Origin of the sequence: Neisseria sp. HMSC065C04 (assembly GCF_001815375.1) — a bacterium.
Classification (GTDB): Bacteria; Pseudomonadota; Gammaproteobacteria; order Burkholderiales; family Neisseriaceae; genus Neisseria; species Neisseria flavescens_D.
In genome coordinates this window covers 434,243-449,209 of sequence record NZ_KV820422.1, presented here as the reverse complement: position 1 = coordinate 449,209, position 14,967 = coordinate 434,243, and the positions used below count along the sequence as shown (strand labels likewise).

Genomic DNA, 14,967 nt, shown 5'->3' with positions numbered 1-14,967 from the left:
GTTTGATTGTCAACAATTTTACATTACATCAATCTCTCAAAACTACCTTTTCCCATCATCAATTTCTTTCCAAAATCGCCACTGTCCCTTACAGAAATTGTCATATGATTCGCTTCCATCAATTTGATTAATCTTATCTTCCAAATTGCGTGCTGATTTTTCTGTTTCCTTCGTTGCTTCATTGATGTCCATATAATTACCACATCCTTCAGCACTCCATTGAGCCGAAATATCATTATTGCTACGCTTCGGTGTAAACTCACAGAGTGAAGCCAATGTTTCGTAATAACCGATATTGCGTGCAATTTGCCTACATTGAGCAATTTTGTTCTGAGCGTATATTTCCTGCTCTTGACGTTGCTGCTCCGCAGCCACCTCAGAAGCAGCTTTAGCAGCCTCCAGTTGCGCCCTCAAATTCTCAATTTCTACCTGCATGGATTCAGGAGAGCTTGCCATATTTGATCCCAATCCTGAATCATTGGATCCATCAGTTTCACTAACCCATGAAGGAACATTTTCTACACTTGCTGGAGTTGCCGAACTTGGAGCCTCATATCCACTTGTATCTAGCGAGTTTGTACTTGTAGAAATAAAAAATACAGTGATAAAAACAAGAAATACAACAATCCACGTTAAAATATTACTATTCTCTTCCTTTTCCTTATCCTGTTCTACTTTTGCTTCCTGAGCAGCAGTTTGCTGACGACACATCTCCTCTGCCCTCTGCCGACGATACATTTCCTCTTCTTTTTGTTGTCGATAGCCTTCCTGCCTCCAATATTCTTCTTTGGTCCGTTGCCGTTCCTCTTGCCCTTGTTGTCTTTCGTGCGCTTGCTGTCGTTGTTTCGCCTGCTCTGCTTCTCGCTCTGCTCGCTCCTGCTCCATTAATCTTCTATCATAAGCCCGACGACTTTCAGGGTCTGACAATACAGCATATGCTTGATTAATGATTTTCATGATACGCTGGCTTTCAGCCGAATTGCCATTACGGTCTGGATGATATTTTTGTGCCAATCGCCGATAAGCCTTTTTGATTTCCTGTGTCGTTGCATTACGCGATATTTTTAAATTATCGTAATGAGTACGTGTTGCCATTTGTATCCCTTTGTGATTAAAAATATGCCGCTCCAAAAATGCTGGGACGGCATAGATGTTTTATTGATTTGGAAAAATATCATCGAGGAGAATGGAAACAAACGAAATCATACATAACTTCTCCTCTTGTATCTGGAATGATGTACTCTCTAGTATGAGATAAAGTATCCGAATCTACTTGCATACCTGATCTAGAATACCAAACCATAGTCAAAGTGCGATAAGACTTATCACTACATGAAAACTCGAATAGTTGCTTCTCACTCATATAAAATTTACCATTAGAAAGTTTTTGAGGTTTAGTATACCTGGTTTCAAACCAAGCCCTGTCTCTAGTACGGCTAGAAACATCACCAAAAGTAACAAAATCATCGCCATAGCCTATTTTTACCCAATCTGATGCAACCGCTTGGGCTATGTAACCAAATACTAAAACTACAGAGAAAATCTTTTTTTTCATTTTATACTCCTTTATTTATACAAATAAAATATGCATATATTGTAGAAAAAACTACTTTTTTTTACAAGTGCATAAATTTATTTGACAAAGTTACAATCAAAATCCAGATTCAACGTTTCCATCTCTAACCCTGCCGTTATAAAATGGTTTCTTCTCTTTTGGAATATAAAATGATAAACAACACTCCGCGTTACGCCGTTTTCGGCAATCCCGTTGCACACAGTAAATCGCCGCAAATCCATCAGCAGTTTGCACTGCAAGAAGGCACGGCCATTGAATATGAGCGCATTTGTGCCGAAATCGGCGGTTTTGCCGAGGCTGTTGCGGCGTTTCACGCCGAGGGCGGGCAGGGTGCGAATGTAACTGTCCCGTTCAAGCAGGAAGCTTTTGCGCTGGCGGACGAACATTCCGACCGCGCTTTGGCTGCCGGAGCGGTCAATACGCTGGTGTGGTTGGAAGACGGCAGAATACGCGGCGACAATACCGACGGTATCGGTTTGGCCAACGACATCACGCAGGTCAAAAATATTGCCATCGAAGGCAAAACCATTTTGCTTTTGGGTGCAGGTGGCGCGGTGCGCGGCGTGATTCCTGTTTTGAAAGAACACCGCCCTGCCCGTATCGTCATTGCCAACCGCACCCACGCCAAAGCCGAGGAATTGGCGCGGCTTTTCGGAATTGAAGCTGTCCCGATGGCGGATTTGAACGGCGGTTTTGATATCATCATCAACGGCACGTCCGGCGGCTTGAGCGGTCAGCTCCCTGCCGTTAGCCCTGAAATTTTCCGCAACTGCCGCCTTGCCTACGATATGGTTTACGGCGACGCGGCGCAGGCGTTTTTGAACTTTGCCCAAAGCAGCGGCGCGGCCGAAGTTTCAGACGGCCTGGGCATGCTGGTCGGTCAGGCTGCCGCTTCTTACCATATTTGGCGCGAATTTACGCCCGATATCCGCCCTGTTATCGAATACATGAAAGCCCTGTAACCATGTTCCGCATCATCAAATGGCTGATTGCCCTGCCCATCGGCATCTTCATTTTCTTCAACGCTTATGTGTACGGCAACATCATTACCTACCGCGCCGTCGCGCCCAGCAAAACTGCCTTCATGTCCATGCGCATGAGCCAGTTTGCAAGAGAAAGCCGCGATGTCGAGCTGGATTACCGCTGGGTGCCTTACGACCAAATTTCCGTCAACCTCAAAAAAGCCCTGATTGCTTCCGAAGATGCCAACTTTGCCGAACACAGCGGCTTTGACTGGAACGGCATCAAATACGCTATGAAACGCAATAAGCAAAGCGGCGAAGTCAAAGCCGGCGGTTCGACCATCAGCCAGCAACTGGCGAAAAACCTGTTTCTCAACGAAAGCCGCAGCTACATCCGCAAAGGTGAAGAAGCGGCGATTACGGCGATGATGGAAGCGGTTACCGACAAAGACCGAATTTTCGAGCTGTATCTGAACTCAATCGAATGGCACTACGGCGTATTCGGCGCGGAAGCGGCATCCCAGTATTTCTACAAGAACCCTGCCTCCGCCCTCACCCGCCAACAAGCCGCTAAACTCACGGCACGCGTTCCGGCTCCTCTGTTTTACGCAGACCACCCTAAGAGCAAACGGATGCACAACAAAACCAATATCATCCTGCGCCGCATGGGTTCGGCAGAATTACCTGAAAGCGATATGGATTAATTAAAAAGGCCGTCTGAATATTTCAGACGGCCTTTGTTTTTAGGCTTTCTCTTCCGGCTCCGGTACGTCAAACACTTGGCGCAGGTAAGCGAGGAAGGTGTTGTTGGTGGTCATGGTTTTGCCCGGGGAGTCGGAGAGCTTGGCGACGGATTGTCCGTTACACTCTACGAGCTTCAAGACAATGTTTAAAGGCGTGTGTCCCAAGTCGTTGGTCAGATTGGTACCGATACCGAAACTGGTTTTGAAACGGTCTTTGAAGTATTGGTGCAACGCCCATGAACGCTCAATATCGAGGCCGTCTGAAAAGGTCAGCATTTTGGTGCGGCTGTCGATTTTGAGTTTTTTGTAATGCTCGTAGGCTTTGTCGCCCCAAACATAAGGATCGCCGCTGTCGTGGCGCAGGCCGTCGAAGAGTTTGGCGAAGTAAAGGTCGAAGTCGCGCAAGAAGGCATCCATGCCGACTACGTCGGTCAGGGCGATACCGAGGTCGCCGCGGTATTCGTGTACCCAGCTTTCCAGCGCGGCTTTTTGGAAATTACGCAAACGTACGTCCAAGGCTTGAAAGGCTTGGAGGAACTCGTGCGCCATGGTGCCGATTGGTGTGATGCCGAGTTTTTTGGCCAGATAAACATTGCTGGTACCGCGCACGATATCGGGAGCGGCTTCCAGCAAGGTGCGGATAACGTGTTCCTGCCATGCAAGGGTGTAGCGGCGGCGCGTGCCGAAATCGGAAATAAGGAACGGCGGATCATTCGGATTTTGAGTGGCCGCGATTTCTTTCAGCTGTTGCGCTTTGGCCTGCAAACGGCGCTCGCCCTCTTCGATGACGGCAGGCGTTTCCAAGCGGCGGAAATAGAGTTCGTTGACGATGGCAAGAATGAAAATCTCGAAGAACATCGCCTGTATCATCGGGCCTTCGATGCGGATGTTCAGACGGCCTTGATCGTCGGGGCTGACTTGGACAAAGCGGCGTTGGAGTTGGAAAAGTTCGAGATAATCGACAAAGTCGCTTTTGATAAAGCGCAGGCTGCGCAGATAGTCGAGTTCGTCATGGGTAAAGCGCAGCTGGCACAGGGAATCGAGTTCGCGTTCCAAGTCTTCTTGAATATCGGCCAGCGGATACACCATCTCTTTGTTGCGGCAGCGGAATTCGTAGAGGCTGTGGGTTTGCGGGAATTGGTGCAACACGACTTGCAGCATGGTGAATTTGTACAGGTCGGTATCAAGCAGGGATTGGATAATGGGCTGATGAGCAGACATAAGCTTTCTCTGAGTAAACGTGGGCGTTGAGGTATCGATTTTAATAGGAAAGGCCGTCTGAAAGAAACCTTATTCAGACGGCCTTTATCTTATTAATCCAGCTGCGCTACGGAAACCGGCAAAGAGCGGATGGTAGACAACATCGTGCTGGCATCTTTTTGCTGTTTGCGGAACGCGGCCATATTGGTCGGAGTCAATTTCGGCGTCGGCAGGGCAACGGTAGTCGGGTTAACCGGCTGGCCGTTGACGCGTGCTTCGTAGTGCAGGTGCGGACCGGTAGAACGGCCGGTTGTACCGACAAAACCAATCACTTCGCCGGCGCGGACTCTGCCATCGGCAGGGCTGAACGCGCTCATGTGGCCGTACAGGGTTTCCACACCGTTGGCATGGCGAATCATCACGGTATTACCGTAGCCGCCTTTCCAACCTTTAAAAATCACTTCACCGTCGGCAGCGGCCTTAATCGGCGTACCGGTCGGCGCGGCATAGTCGATACCGGTGTGCATACGGACGGTATGCAGAACCGGGTGGACACGGTAGCCGAACGGGGAGGAAATGCGCGTATATGCAACAGGCTCGGTATTAAAGCCTTCTTTTTGTTGCAGGGACTTACCGTTTTGGTCGTAGTAGCTACCGCTTTCTTCGTCGCCTTTGCCTTGGCTGTAATAATAGGCTTGGTAGGTTTTGCCGTCTTTAACCACTTCAGCCGCCAAAATATCGCCGACCGCCATTTGCTGGCCGCGGAAATACATGCTGTTGTACAAAAGACGTACGATATCGCCTTCGCCCAAGTCGCTCATATTGAACGAGTCGGCAAAGATTTCTTTGAGCTGGATATACACTTCGGAAGGAATTTCGGCACGGAGCATATCGCCGATAGCGGAAGTGCGAATTTGTACGGAGCGCAGGGTCGGCATGGTTTTCATGTCGATTTCGGCATTGGAGATGCGCCATTTGCCCTTAACTTTTTCCAAAGCCACCAAGTTGCGTTCCAATTCTTCATCGGTAAAGAATTGAACGTCGGTCACTTGGCCTGAAGAATCAATGCGGATGTTGACGGATTGATTGGTCCGCAGGTTTTTCATGTCGAGGTTGGCATTGTTTTTCGCCATGATTTGCTTGATGTCTTCTTGGTTGACACCCATGCGCGTCAAAACGTCTGCCAAAGAGTCGCCGGCTTGGACGACTTCTTGCACCCAATAGCTGGATTGATAGGTATTGGTTTCCACATAAACGGCAGGCAGCTCTTCGGAAATACGCTCGACTTTGAAATCGGTTTGTGCTGGTTGAGGGTCGGTAATGGCGTATGCGGTCATGATGCCTGAAGCCGGCAGCAGAAACGCTAAGAGGGTTGCTTTGAATCGAGTGGAATATTTGTTTTTAATCACGCGTTATCCTTAATGGGGCGGTCTGTTTTTTTAGGTTTGCAGAATGCCGGCACATCCGGCCTGCCGCGACCGCCTGCTGGTTTAAACAGTTTTGGGGATAAAGGACTTTGAGTCTTTTTTCCGATCTGAAAATCAGGTTTTCATTCGGAATGAATGAGGTCGTATTTGAGATTGACGTTATTATCAGGGCTATTGTGTTGATTTACACCCTGTTTTTCTGAAATTTACGCCACATATTCTAGCATGACAGCCCATTTTTTCCAAACCGGCCGTCTGAACGGCTCTTTTTCAGGGCGTAATGGCAAGGTTCCGAAACGTATCGTTTGTCGCGTAAAATAACGGTTTTCCTATCTATTTGCGCTTATGAAGCTGACCCTCGCCCTCCCCTCGCTCAACCGTTTTGCCGACGAATCCGTGCCTGCGCTTTCCTTACCTGCTTTTAACCGTCTTTTGCGTTACGGCATATTACGCAAAGAAACACTCAGGCCGTCTGAATTTTACGGACGCCATTTGTGGAACGGCAGCCTTATTACCCAAGTGCAACGTTTACGCCACACAAGCCAAAAACGCACAGCCGCTTTTGCCTCTCCGGTTTGGCAACAAATGGGCATGCACCATGTCAACATTATCAGCGGCGAGTTCATCGGCATCCAAAAAGAGGAGGCGCAACGGTTATGTGCGGATTTGTCGGCGTTTTATCAAGATAAAGATTGGCAATTCGAGCCGCTTTGCGAAAGCATGTGGCTGCTCAGTATGCCGACAACGGAAGATTGGGGAGCGGAATGTGTTTTGGATGTGTGCGGACGGCCGGAAATGGACGGTCAGGCGCACGGCAAAGATGCGGTGTCTTGGTTGGCCATACAGACGGAAATCCAAATGTTTCTCCATACGCATCCGATTAACCAAGCGCGTGAACAACAAGGATTGCCGGAAATCAACGGTTTGTGGCTGTGGAATGATGCGGACGGTACACAGTCTGCGGATATTGTCGCCTCAGACAGCGCATGGGCGCGTTTTTCAGATACGCCCAAAATCAATGCACCATACGATTTGAAGGCTTGGTTTGAGATGCTTCAAGAAACAGGCAACACGGTTTCAGACGGCCTTATCTTTTTGGACGACTTGGTTTCCACCTTACAGACAGGCGATGTTTGGGCATACAAAGATATTTTGGAAAGCTGGGAAACCCGTTGGTTTGTGCCTTTATGGGACGCACTCGCTTCAGGCCGTCTGAAAACCGTGTGCATTGCCACAGACGGTGAAAACGGCGGCACGCTGGAAATCGGCCGCCGTTCCAAATGGGCATTTTGGCGCAAAGCTAAAACGTTTAACGGATCGTGGTAAACGGTTTTAAGCCTCCAACGCTTCCAATTTGGCAGAAATTCTATCCCACACATCCTGCAACGGAATCGCTTTCAACAAACGTGTCGGATCGTTGGTGTCGATACTGTCAGGATGTGGCAGTTCGGCATAATCGCCGGCATAAATGACTTCGGCCTGCTCAGAATACGGACGCCATTTATCCACCCATGACGCGCCAAACAAAGCGATTTGCGGTTTATCCAAAGCAGCGGCGATGTGCATCGGTGCGGAATCGACACCGACAAACAGCTTGGCGCCCTCAATGGCCGCCGCCAATTCACGCAGGCTCAAGCATCCGGACAACACATATACTTTTCTGCCTTCCGGAATATTCAGACGGCCTATAATTTCCTGAAGCATGTATTGCTCGACAGTGTCGGGAGAAGCAGTCAATACGACATTCTGTCCGCTGTTGAGCAGAAGCTGTACGATGGCAGCGTTTTTGCCGTCTTCCCAACATTTGAAATGCCAACGCGCACCCGGGTGCAGTAACACATAATCTTCACCGCTCCACCCCTGCTCACGCAATTTCTGCTGCATGCTTTCCCTTGCATCTTGTGCTACCCAAAGGCGTACCTTCGCATCGGCCACGTCTTCCGGCTGGATAAGCGGCGCAAGGATATTCAATTGGTTTTCAACGATATGATGGCTAGTGTCCAGCTCATGGTTGATAAAATCATGACAGAAACGCCACCAAAAACCGTCGCGCTTGATGCAGTCCAAACCCACGCTGCAACGGGCGCACAGTTTGGCAATTACCGCCGCGCGCCATTGATCGGACAGATTGAAAGCCCAGTCGTAATCGCGTGCCTTCAGCTTAGACAAAAGGTTTTTCTCACACGCCAACTGCTTGAATACGCCCAGCTTCTTCCAATTTCGATCAATGGTAAAAATCTGCGCAATCTGCGGATTATCGGCAATCAGCTGCTCCGTACCGGCGTATACCAGCATATCGATTTCGCAATCGGGGAAACGGGTTTTCAGCGCATCGACCACCGGCGTGCTCAAAAGTACATCGCCATGATGGCGCAATTTGATGATCAGAATACGTTTGGGTTGAGCTAAAGACATACAAAACTTTCAGACGGCCTGTTGATTGGCTGCTATTGTAAAGCGGAAAACAGGTTTCATAAAATACAAAACACGCTGCCTGAAACCTATCCTGCTGATTCATCGCTATAAAATCCGCACAAGCCATGCAATTTATATTACAATCCGCACCCCGTGGTTCGAAAACCTCCCACATTAAAAAACTAAGGAAACCTCATGTCCCGCAACAACGAAGAGCTGCAAGGCATCTCCCTTTTGGGCAACCAGAAAACCCAATATCCGAGCGAATACGCGCCTGAAATTTTGGAAGCGTTCGACAACAAACATCCCGACAACGACTATTTCGTCAAATTCGTCTGCCCCGAGTTCACCAGCCTCTGCCCGATGACCGGCCAGCCCGACTTTGCCACCATCTACATCCGCTACATCCCCCATATCAAAATGGTGGAAAGCAAATCCCTGAAACTCTATCTCTTCAGCTTCCGCAACCACGGCGACTTCCATGAAGACTGCGTCAACATCATCATGAAAGACCTTATCGCCCTGATGGATCCGAAATACATCGAAGTATTCGGCGAATTCACACCCCGCGGCGGCATCGCCATTCATCCGTTTGCCAACTACGGCAAAGCAGGCACAGAGTTTGAAGCTTTGGCACGCAAACGCTTGTTTGAGCACGATGCACAATAACCCTGTTCAGACGGCCTAACGCCCTTTTCATGGCAAGAATTTCTCTATTGCACAGTCTCGCAAGGCTTCATGCCGTCTGAAAAACTTCCGAAAGATTTCCATGTACGAATTTACCGCCGCACAGCAGAAGAAAGCGCTCTTCTGGCTGGTGCTTTTCCATATTTTTATTATTGCCGCCAGCAACTATCTGGTGCAGTTCCCCTTTCAAATTTTCGGTATCTTTACCACTTGGGGCGCATTTTCCTTTCCCTTTATCTTCCTCGCTACCGACCTGACCGTGCGCATTTTTGGTGCGCCGTTGGCGAGACGGATTATTTTTTGGGTAATGTTCCCCGCCCTGCTGCTCTCTTACGTCTTCTCCGTCCTCTTTCATGACGGCAACTGGACAGGCTGGGCATCTTTGGCCGAATTTAACACCTTCGTCGGCCGTATCGCATTGGCCAGCTTTTCCGCCTATGCGCTCGGGCAAATCCTCGATATTTTCGTGTTCAACAGATTACGCCGTCTGAAATCATGGTGGATTGCCCCCACCGCTTCCACCGTTGTCGGCAATGCTTTGGACACGCTGGTGTTTTTCGCCGTTGCCTTTTATGCGAGCAACGATGAATTTATGGCGGCAAACTGGCAGGGCATCGCATTTGTCGATTATCTGTTCAAACTCGCCATTTGCACCCTCTTCTTCCTGCCTGCCTACGGCATCGTATTGAGCATCTTGACCAAAAAACTGACTTCCTTAAATGTCCGTCAAGAAATGCCCGAATCGGTTTTAGCCAAATAAACAATAGATAAAAAAACAAGGCCGTCTGAAACTTTAATCGTTCAGACGGCCTTTTATGTTTTCAAATGATTAACCGGTCAATTGTTTGGTAATCAGTTTTTTCAGCGGCGGGAAGTTATTACTTGCACGCAATACCAAACCGCGCAGCAGTTTCGCCGGAGCAGTTTCATTGGTAAAGAGTTTCAGCAGCATATTGGTGCCGTGGTAAATCGGATGGGCGTGGAGCATATGCTTAGTGCTGTATTTTTCCAGTAGGCTCTTCGCACCAATATCCTGACCGCGTTGCTCGGCTTCGAGAACCAATTTAGCCAAAAGATCGGCACTTGCCAAACCCAAGTTGAAACCGTGCGCAGTAACCGGATGCATACCGACTGCGGCATCGCCGATCAACGCACTGCGTTTGCCATAGAAACGTTGGGCAATCATACCGACCAAAGGATAATTGTGAATGGTGCTGACCAATTCCATATCGCCCAAACGGCCTTTGAGTTGCTCTTTCACGCTGGCCGCCAATTCTTCCGGTGACATGTTTTTAATCGTTTCGGCCTTATCGCTGTCCACCGTAATCACTGTATTGGTCAAATGCTCTTCCAAAGGCAGCAACGCAATGGTGCGACCGTAGTGGAAGCATTCATATGCGGTATGCAGGTTGGATAGAGTATGCTTCATGCGGCACACAAACATGGTGCGGCTGTAATCGTGCATATCGGAAGAAATGCCTAATTGACGGCGCGTTTGCGAGAAGCGGCTATCGGCGGCCAACAACAGACGGCCGGTCAATACTTCGCCGCTTTCCAAAATAACTTGCGCCTCATCGTCAAAAGTTTTGACTTCTTTAACATTGGTTCCGGTCAGAATTTTGACGTTGTCCAATTTGGACACAACTTCATAAGCGGCTTTGCGGATGTTATGATTGGAAATCAAATAGCCCAAGCAGTCCGCAGGCTCGCCGCGCGCCTGAGTCGGTTGCGGGAAGTGGAGCTGGTAATCGGAATGGCCGTTCAACACTTTGGCATCGCGCAAAGGATAAATTTCGTCTTTTGGAATCAAATCCCACATACCCAATCGCTGCATGATTTCACGCGACAAGTGCGTCAATGCGATTTCACGGCCATCATACGGCGGATTTTGCAACACTTCTAAAGGACTTCTTTCAATCAGGGTTATGTTCAAACCGCTTCCGGCCAACTCTGCGGCAAAACTTAATCCGGCAGGGCCTGCGCCGACGACGAGAATATCACTGTGTAAGCTCATGGGAGGAATTCCTTGTATTCAACTGATACGGATTTTTTCAGACGGCCTTAAGTTTACTGTGTTTAGCTACATGAGGGTAAATCAAAGGCATTTGATAGATTATATAGAAATAGTCGATAGAATAAAACAAAGGCCATCGATTGTAAGCGCGTTTTTACTTTGGCCTTAATATAAATCAAGCTTCAAGACATACGGATTTTATCAAACGGACAAACAGTCAAATAAACAAAAACCGCATTCCGAAAAGGAATGCGGCTTTCAATCGTAAAACGATTATTCTTCAGAACCGGTGTAAGGACGGATGCTGACGGTTTTACGGTTCAGCGCGCCTTTAGTTTTGAATTCAACGTAACCGTCGACTTTAGCAAACAAAGTGTGGTCTTTGCCCATGCCTACGTTGTCACCTGCGTGGAATTTAGTACCACGTTGACGAACGATGATAGAGCCTGCCGGAATCAGCTCGTTGCCGTAGGCTTTAACGCCCAAGCGTTTGGCTTCTGAATCGCGACCGTTGCGGGTGCTACCGCCTGCTTTTTTACTTGCCATTTGTAATACTCCTGAACTTACTTGAAATTAGGCGATTGCCACGATTTCGATTTGGGTGAAATTTTGGCGATGGCCTTGGCGTTTTTGGTAGTGTTTGCGACGACGCATTTTGAAAATGCGTACTTTCTCGCCACGACCATGAGCAACGACTTTAGCTGTTACTTTCGCGCCTTCGATAAAAGGTGCGCCTACTTTTACAGATTCGCCGTCAGCAATCATCAAAACTTCAGTCAGTTCGATTTGGCTGTCGAGTTCGGCTGGTATCTGTTCTACTTTCAATTTTTCGCCAACGGAAACTTTGTATTGTTTACCGCCGGTTTTTACGACCGCGTACATACTCAACTCCATGAGAATTAGGTTAACATTCCGCACACCATGTGCGAAACGAGCTATTCTATTTCTATTTGCCTGTTTTGTCAAAATTTATTTTATTTACAAGTGAAAAGGCCGTCTGAAAGATATGTTGCATGCTTTTTAACTGATATAATCACGCGCTGGATTGCTGATATCTTTATGCAACATTATTACCCCGACCGAATGTACGGGTTTAAACAGATTCATTGGAGCCACCGCTCCGTTTTATCAACAGAGAATGTTTTATGCTCGAAAACCTGCCTTACTTCCAACGCCACCTGCCCGATGACCTTGCCAAAGTTAATGCGGTCATCAATCAAGCTGTTCAATCCGATGTCGCGCTGATTTCGCAAATCGGCACATACATCATCAGCGCGGGCGGTAAGCGCCTGCGTCCGATTATTACCATTTTGGCAGGCAAAGCAGTCGGGCATGACGATGAAAAACTGTATTCGCTGGCAGCGATGGTGGAATTCATCCACACCTCCACCCTCCTGCACGACGATGTCGTCGATGAAAGCGATTTGCGCCGCGGCCGTAAAACCGCAAACAACCTCTTCGGCAACGCGGCTGCTGTTTTGGTCGGCGACTTCCTCTATACACGCGCCTTCCAACTGATGGTTGGTTCTGGCAGCATGCGTATCTTGGAAGTGATGGCAGATGCGACCAACATCATCGCCGAAGGCGAAGTCATGCAGCTGATGAACATCGGCAATACGGATATTACCGAAGAGCAATACGTCCAAGTTATCCAATACAAAACAGCAAAACTGTTTGAAGCGGCCGCACAAGTCGGCGCAATTTTAGGCAAGGCTTCCCCTGAACACGAACAGGCCTTAAAAGACTACGGCATGTACGTCGGCACGGCTTTCCAAATCATTGACGATGTATTGGACTATTCTGGCGAAACCGAAGAAATCGGCAAAAACGTCGGCGACGATTTGGCAGAAGGCAAACCTACCCTGCCATTGATTTACCTGATGCGAAACGGCTCCGAGCAGGCTGCAAACGATGTGCGCCATGCTTTGGAAAATGCTGACCGCAGCTATTTTGAAAAAATCCACGACTATGTCGTTAATTCCGACGCTTTGCCATATTCGATTTCCGAAGCGAAAAAAGCTGTCGACAAAGCCATCGCTTCATTGAACGTGTTGCCTGACAGCGAAGTCAAAGAAGCCATGATCCAACTGGCAAAAGAATCCTTGGCCAGAGTATCTTAATCCGATGAATTTCAGCTTTGTCCCTTTGTTTCTGGTTACGCTGATTTTTTTGGGCGTTGTCAGCAACAACAACTCGATTACGATTTCGGCAGCTGTATTGCTGCTCATGCAGCAGACGGCCTTGTCGCAATATCTTCCCTTGGTGGAAAAACACGGTTTGCATCTGGGCATCATCCTGCTGACCATCGGTGTATTGAGCCCGCTGGTTTCCGGTAAAATCCAGATTCCGCCGGTTTCCGAGTTTATCAATTTCAAAATGATTGCCGCCGTCCTTATCGGCATTTTGGTTGCCTGGCTTGCCGGACGCGGCGTTCCATTGATGAGCGAACAGCCTGTTTTGGTAACCGGATTATTAATCGGCACGGTCATCGGCGTTGCCTTTGTCGGCGGCATTCCGGTCGGCCCTTTGATTGCCGCCGGCTTATTGTCTTTTTTTGCCGGAAAGGTTTAAAATCCCCTCCTTTACCGCCTCGCCATAGTTCAACGGATAGAACGTATGCCTCCTAAGCGTAAAATACAGGTTCGATTCCTGTTGGCGAGGCCACAGTTTCAATAAAAGCCTTTCATATTCTGAAAGGCTTTTTTTATTATCAATAATAAAGGCCGTCTGAAACTTTTCAGACGGCCTTCTCATTTCGCCAAACCGTTAACCCGGACGACCATCCGAACGCGGACGGATCAACCAAGGAATATATTTCCATGCGTACAACAACAAAGAAGCGGCAAACAAAGCGGCGGAGCAACGGATACTGTGCGTATATGCTGTACCGCTCACAAAGGTTGCCAAAACACGGACAACCGTTGCGGCTATCATCAACCAAAAGGCAACAGGAACCACTTTAGGCGGCGGATAAATGGAGTTGCCGGTATGTCCAAGCGCGGTTCGCGCCATCATGCCCAAAGTCAGCACGCCGATACCGCCAACGCCGATAAGGTGTACGCCCAAATTCAGGAAACTTGAAATCCAATAGGAAAGACCGACCGCAATCAAGCCCAAGCCTGTAAACAGATAGCCGGCAAACAAAATCCAAAGCATAGGCTCTTTCAGCACGGCTTTATACCACCAGCGGTACACCTGCACGGTAAAAATCACACCGGCAGCCAGAGCAAACAACGCGGCCAGTCCCGGCAAAATGTTATGCGCCATCAGCATGGCGGTCAGCATAGGCAGCCAAAGTGAAGCGTGCGCCACCCATTGAGGGCTGGGGATTTGCGGCACGTTCAGGCGTTTGGACGTAAAGAACGAGATAATCCGCATACCGATCAAACCGATAAATCCGGCCACCATAATCAAACCGGATTGCAAACCGGTCATCAGCGCAATGGCATCAAACGGCTGCACTTTCAGATGGAAGGCGAAATGGGTGCCGCCCAAAACAAAAATAGCGAACACGGCAACATAGTTGCGCTTGTTTTGAGAACGGATTACCGGCAAAGCCATACACACCGCGCCATACCAGAAAAAGATCGTACCGAATATACCGCTTGCCGTCGCACCCCAGCCGGGAATAAACGCACACAAACGCGCAAGCAGCCAAAATGCGGTCAAACCGGCCAACGCCTTACCGCGTGTCGGCGGCTGGCCTGTCCAAGTCGCCACGGCCGTCAATAAGAATGCAATGACAACCAATCCGGCATAGCCCCAAATCATTTCATGGGCATGCCAATAAAAACCCGACAACTCAGGCGTACCCTGAAAGCCGAAGCCCCAAAGCAGTATAGACAATGCGCCATACAAAGCCGCCAACGAATAAAACGGGCGGAAGGCCATTGCCCAAACCGGGTGTTTGAACAAATCGGTCATGGTGGTTCCTTCAATTTTT

At 48.7% G+C, this 14,967-nt stretch carries 16 protein-coding genes, 1 tRNA gene and 1 riboswitch; of the genes, 8 read left to right on the top strand and 9 right to left on the bottom strand.

Annotated features, from left to right (window positions below):
* Positions 1 to 42 precede the first annotated feature (42 nt).
* Complete coding sequence (locus tag HMPREF3022_RS11090) at positions 43 to 1,095, bottom strand: J domain-containing protein (RefSeq protein WP_070765672.1); 1,053 nt, start codon at positions 1,093 to 1,095, stop codon at positions 43 to 45.
* A 79-nt stretch (positions 1,096 to 1,174) separates the two neighbouring features.
* Positions 1,175 to 1,555: a surface-adhesin E family protein gene (locus tag HMPREF3022_RS11085; protein WP_070765671.1), complete on the bottom strand. Its 381-nt coding sequence runs from the start codon at positions 1,553 to 1,555 to the stop codon at positions 1,175 to 1,177.
* A 173-nt stretch (positions 1,556 to 1,728) separates the two neighbouring features.
* Between HMPREF3022_RS11085 and aroE the strand changes: the two genes are divergently transcribed.
* The gene (gene aroE, locus HMPREF3022_RS11080) at positions 1,729 to 2,538 is read left to right on the top strand and encodes a shikimate dehydrogenase (RefSeq protein ID WP_141756531.1); all 810 of its coding nucleotides are present in this window, start codon (positions 1,729 to 1,731) and stop codon (positions 2,536 to 2,538) included.
* Between the two features lie 2 nt (positions 2,539 to 2,540).
* Complete coding sequence (mtgA, locus tag HMPREF3022_RS11075; RefSeq protein WP_070765670.1) at positions 2,541 to 3,242, top strand: monofunctional biosynthetic peptidoglycan transglycosylase; 702 nt, start codon at positions 2,541 to 2,543, stop codon at positions 3,240 to 3,242.
* Between the two features lie 39 nt (positions 3,243 to 3,281).
* Here the strand turns inward: mtgA and pncB are convergent, their stop codons facing one another.
* Together pncB and HMPREF3022_RS11065 are read right to left on the bottom strand one after the other, a co-directional pair.
* Positions 3,282 to 4,502 (bottom strand): nicotinate phosphoribosyltransferase, encoded by a 1,221-nt coding sequence (gene pncB, locus HMPREF3022_RS11070; RefSeq protein WP_049332299.1) that lies wholly within the window; start codon positions 4,500 to 4,502, stop codon positions 3,282 to 3,284.
* A 92-nt stretch (positions 4,503 to 4,594) separates the two neighbouring features.
* Complete coding sequence (locus tag HMPREF3022_RS11065) at positions 4,595 to 5,890, bottom strand: M23 family metallopeptidase (protein ID WP_070765669.1); 1,296 nt, start codon at positions 5,888 to 5,890, stop codon at positions 4,595 to 4,597.
* A 363-nt stretch (positions 5,891 to 6,253) separates the two neighbouring features.
* Here HMPREF3022_RS11065 and HMPREF3022_RS11060 point away from each other — a divergent pair, with 363 nt between their 5' ends.
* A complete protein-coding gene (locus tag HMPREF3022_RS11060) occupies positions 6,254 to 7,234 on the top strand; it encodes a hypothetical protein (RefSeq protein WP_070765668.1) in 981 nt (326 codons plus the stop codon).
* A gap of 6 nt (positions 7,235 to 7,240) precedes the next feature.
* On the opposite strand, the gene rfaQ is transcribed toward HMPREF3022_RS11060, so the two are convergent.
* Positions 7,241 to 8,323, bottom strand: coding sequence for a putative lipopolysaccharide heptosyltransferase III (rfaQ, locus tag HMPREF3022_RS11055; RefSeq protein WP_070765667.1), 1,083 nt, complete (start codon positions 8,321 to 8,323; stop codon positions 7,241 to 7,243).
* Between the two features lie 147 nt (positions 8,324 to 8,470).
* A riboswitch (PreQ1 riboswitch) is annotated at positions 8,471 to 8,515 on the top strand.
* A 3-nt stretch (positions 8,516 to 8,518) separates the two neighbouring features.
* Between rfaQ and queF the strand changes: the two genes are divergently transcribed.
* Both queF and HMPREF3022_RS11045 read left to right on the top strand, forming a co-directional pair.
* Positions 8,519 to 8,992, top strand: coding sequence for a preQ(1) synthase (queF, locus tag HMPREF3022_RS11050; protein ID WP_003748427.1), 474 nt, complete (start codon positions 8,519 to 8,521; stop codon positions 8,990 to 8,992).
* Between the two features lie 100 nt (positions 8,993 to 9,092).
* The gene (locus HMPREF3022_RS11045; protein ID WP_003748425.1) at positions 9,093 to 9,770 is read left to right on the top strand and encodes a 7-cyano-7-deazaguanine/7-aminomethyl-7-deazaguanine transporter; all 678 of its coding nucleotides are present in this window, start codon (positions 9,093 to 9,095) and stop codon (positions 9,768 to 9,770) included.
* Between the two features lie 69 nt (positions 9,771 to 9,839).
* Here the strand turns inward: HMPREF3022_RS11045 and ubiM are convergent, their stop codons facing one another.
* The 3 genes from ubiM to rplU all read right to left on the bottom strand — a co-directional run bounded on the left by ubiM (position 9,840) and on the right by rplU (position 11,906).
* On the bottom strand, positions 9,840 to 11,024 hold the full coding sequence (ubiM, locus tag HMPREF3022_RS11040) for a 5-demethoxyubiquinol-8 5-hydroxylase UbiM (RefSeq protein WP_070765666.1): 1,185 nt from the start codon (positions 11,022 to 11,024) through the stop codon (positions 9,840 to 9,842).
* Positions 11,025 to 11,297: 273 nt separating this feature from the next.
* The gene (rpmA, locus tag HMPREF3022_RS11035) at positions 11,298 to 11,570 is read right to left on the bottom strand and encodes a 50S ribosomal protein L27 (RefSeq protein WP_002212328.1); all 273 of its coding nucleotides are present in this window, start codon (positions 11,568 to 11,570) and stop codon (positions 11,298 to 11,300) included.
* Between the two features lie 27 nt (positions 11,571 to 11,597).
* The gene (gene rplU, locus HMPREF3022_RS11030) at positions 11,598 to 11,906 is read right to left on the bottom strand and encodes a 50S ribosomal protein L21 (protein ID WP_002216394.1); all 309 of its coding nucleotides are present in this window, start codon (positions 11,904 to 11,906) and stop codon (positions 11,598 to 11,600) included.
* A 263-nt stretch (positions 11,907 to 12,169) separates the two neighbouring features.
* Here rplU and ispB point away from each other — a divergent pair, with 263 nt between their 5' ends.
* From ispB to HMPREF3022_RS11015, 3 genes are all read left to right on the top strand, one after another.
* Positions 12,170 to 13,144 (top strand): octaprenyl diphosphate synthase, encoded by a 975-nt coding sequence (gene ispB, locus HMPREF3022_RS11025; protein WP_070765665.1) that lies wholly within the window; start codon positions 12,170 to 12,172, stop codon positions 13,142 to 13,144.
* A gap of 4 nt (positions 13,145 to 13,148) precedes the next feature.
* On the top strand, positions 13,149 to 13,595 hold the full coding sequence (locus HMPREF3022_RS11020) for a DUF441 domain-containing protein (RefSeq protein ID WP_004518807.1): 447 nt from the start codon (positions 13,149 to 13,151) through the stop codon (positions 13,593 to 13,595).
* A gap of 18 nt (positions 13,596 to 13,613) precedes the next feature.
* Positions 13,614 to 13,688, top strand: a tRNA-Arg gene (locus tag HMPREF3022_RS11015).
* 102 nt (positions 13,689 to 13,790) lie between these two features.
* On the opposite strand, the gene HMPREF3022_RS11010 is transcribed toward HMPREF3022_RS11015, so the two are convergent.
* Positions 13,791 to 14,948 carry an NnrS family protein gene (locus HMPREF3022_RS11010; RefSeq protein ID WP_070765664.1) on the bottom strand — a complete coding sequence of 386 codons (1,158 nt, stop codon included), beginning with the start codon at positions 14,946 to 14,948 and terminating at the stop codon, positions 13,791 to 13,793.
* Positions 14,949 to 14,967 lie beyond the last annotated feature (19 nt).

Coding starts and splice junctions, on each gene's coding strand:
- HMPREF3022_RS11045 (WP_003748425.1), top strand. CDS start 9,093: ATGTACGAATTTACCGCCGCACAGCAGAAGAAAGCGCTCTTCTGGCTG.
- pncB (WP_049332299.1), bottom strand. CDS start 4,502: ATGTCTGCTCATCAGCCCATTATCCAATCCCTGCTTGATACCGACCTG.
- rfaQ (WP_070765667.1), bottom strand. CDS start 8,323: ATGTCTTTAGCTCAACCCAAACGTATTCTGATCATCAAATTGCGCCAT.
- rplU (WP_002216394.1), bottom strand. CDS start 11,906: ATGTACGCGGTCGTAAAAACCGGCGGTAAACAATACAAAGTTTCCGTT.
- rpmA (WP_002212328.1), bottom strand. CDS start 11,570: ATGGCAAGTAAAAAAGCAGGCGGTAGCACCCGCAACGGTCGCGATTCA.
- HMPREF3022_RS11020 (WP_004518807.1), top strand. CDS start 13,149: ATGAATTTCAGCTTTGTCCCTTTGTTTCTGGTTACGCTGATTTTTTTG.
- HMPREF3022_RS11010 (WP_070765664.1), bottom strand. CDS start 14,948: ATGACCGATTTGTTCAAACACCCGGTTTGGGCAATGGCCTTCCGCCCG.
- HMPREF3022_RS11085 (WP_070765671.1), bottom strand. CDS start 1,555: ATGAAAAAAAAGATTTTCTCTGTAGTTTTAGTATTTGGTTACATAGCC.
- HMPREF3022_RS11090 (WP_070765672.1), bottom strand. CDS start 1,095: ATGGCAACACGTACTCATTACGATAATTTAAAAATATCGCGTAATGCA.
- ubiM (WP_070765666.1), bottom strand. CDS start 11,024: ATGAGCTTACACAGTGATATTCTCGTCGTCGGCGCAGGCCCTGCCGGA.
- mtgA (WP_070765670.1), top strand. CDS start 2,541: ATGTTCCGCATCATCAAATGGCTGATTGCCCTGCCCATCGGCATCTTC.
- queF (WP_003748427.1), top strand. CDS start 8,519: ATGTCCCGCAACAACGAAGAGCTGCAAGGCATCTCCCTTTTGGGCAAC.
- HMPREF3022_RS11060 (WP_070765668.1), top strand. CDS start 6,254: ATGAAGCTGACCCTCGCCCTCCCCTCGCTCAACCGTTTTGCCGACGAA.
- ispB (WP_070765665.1), top strand. CDS start 12,170: ATGCTCGAAAACCTGCCTTACTTCCAACGCCACCTGCCCGATGACCTT.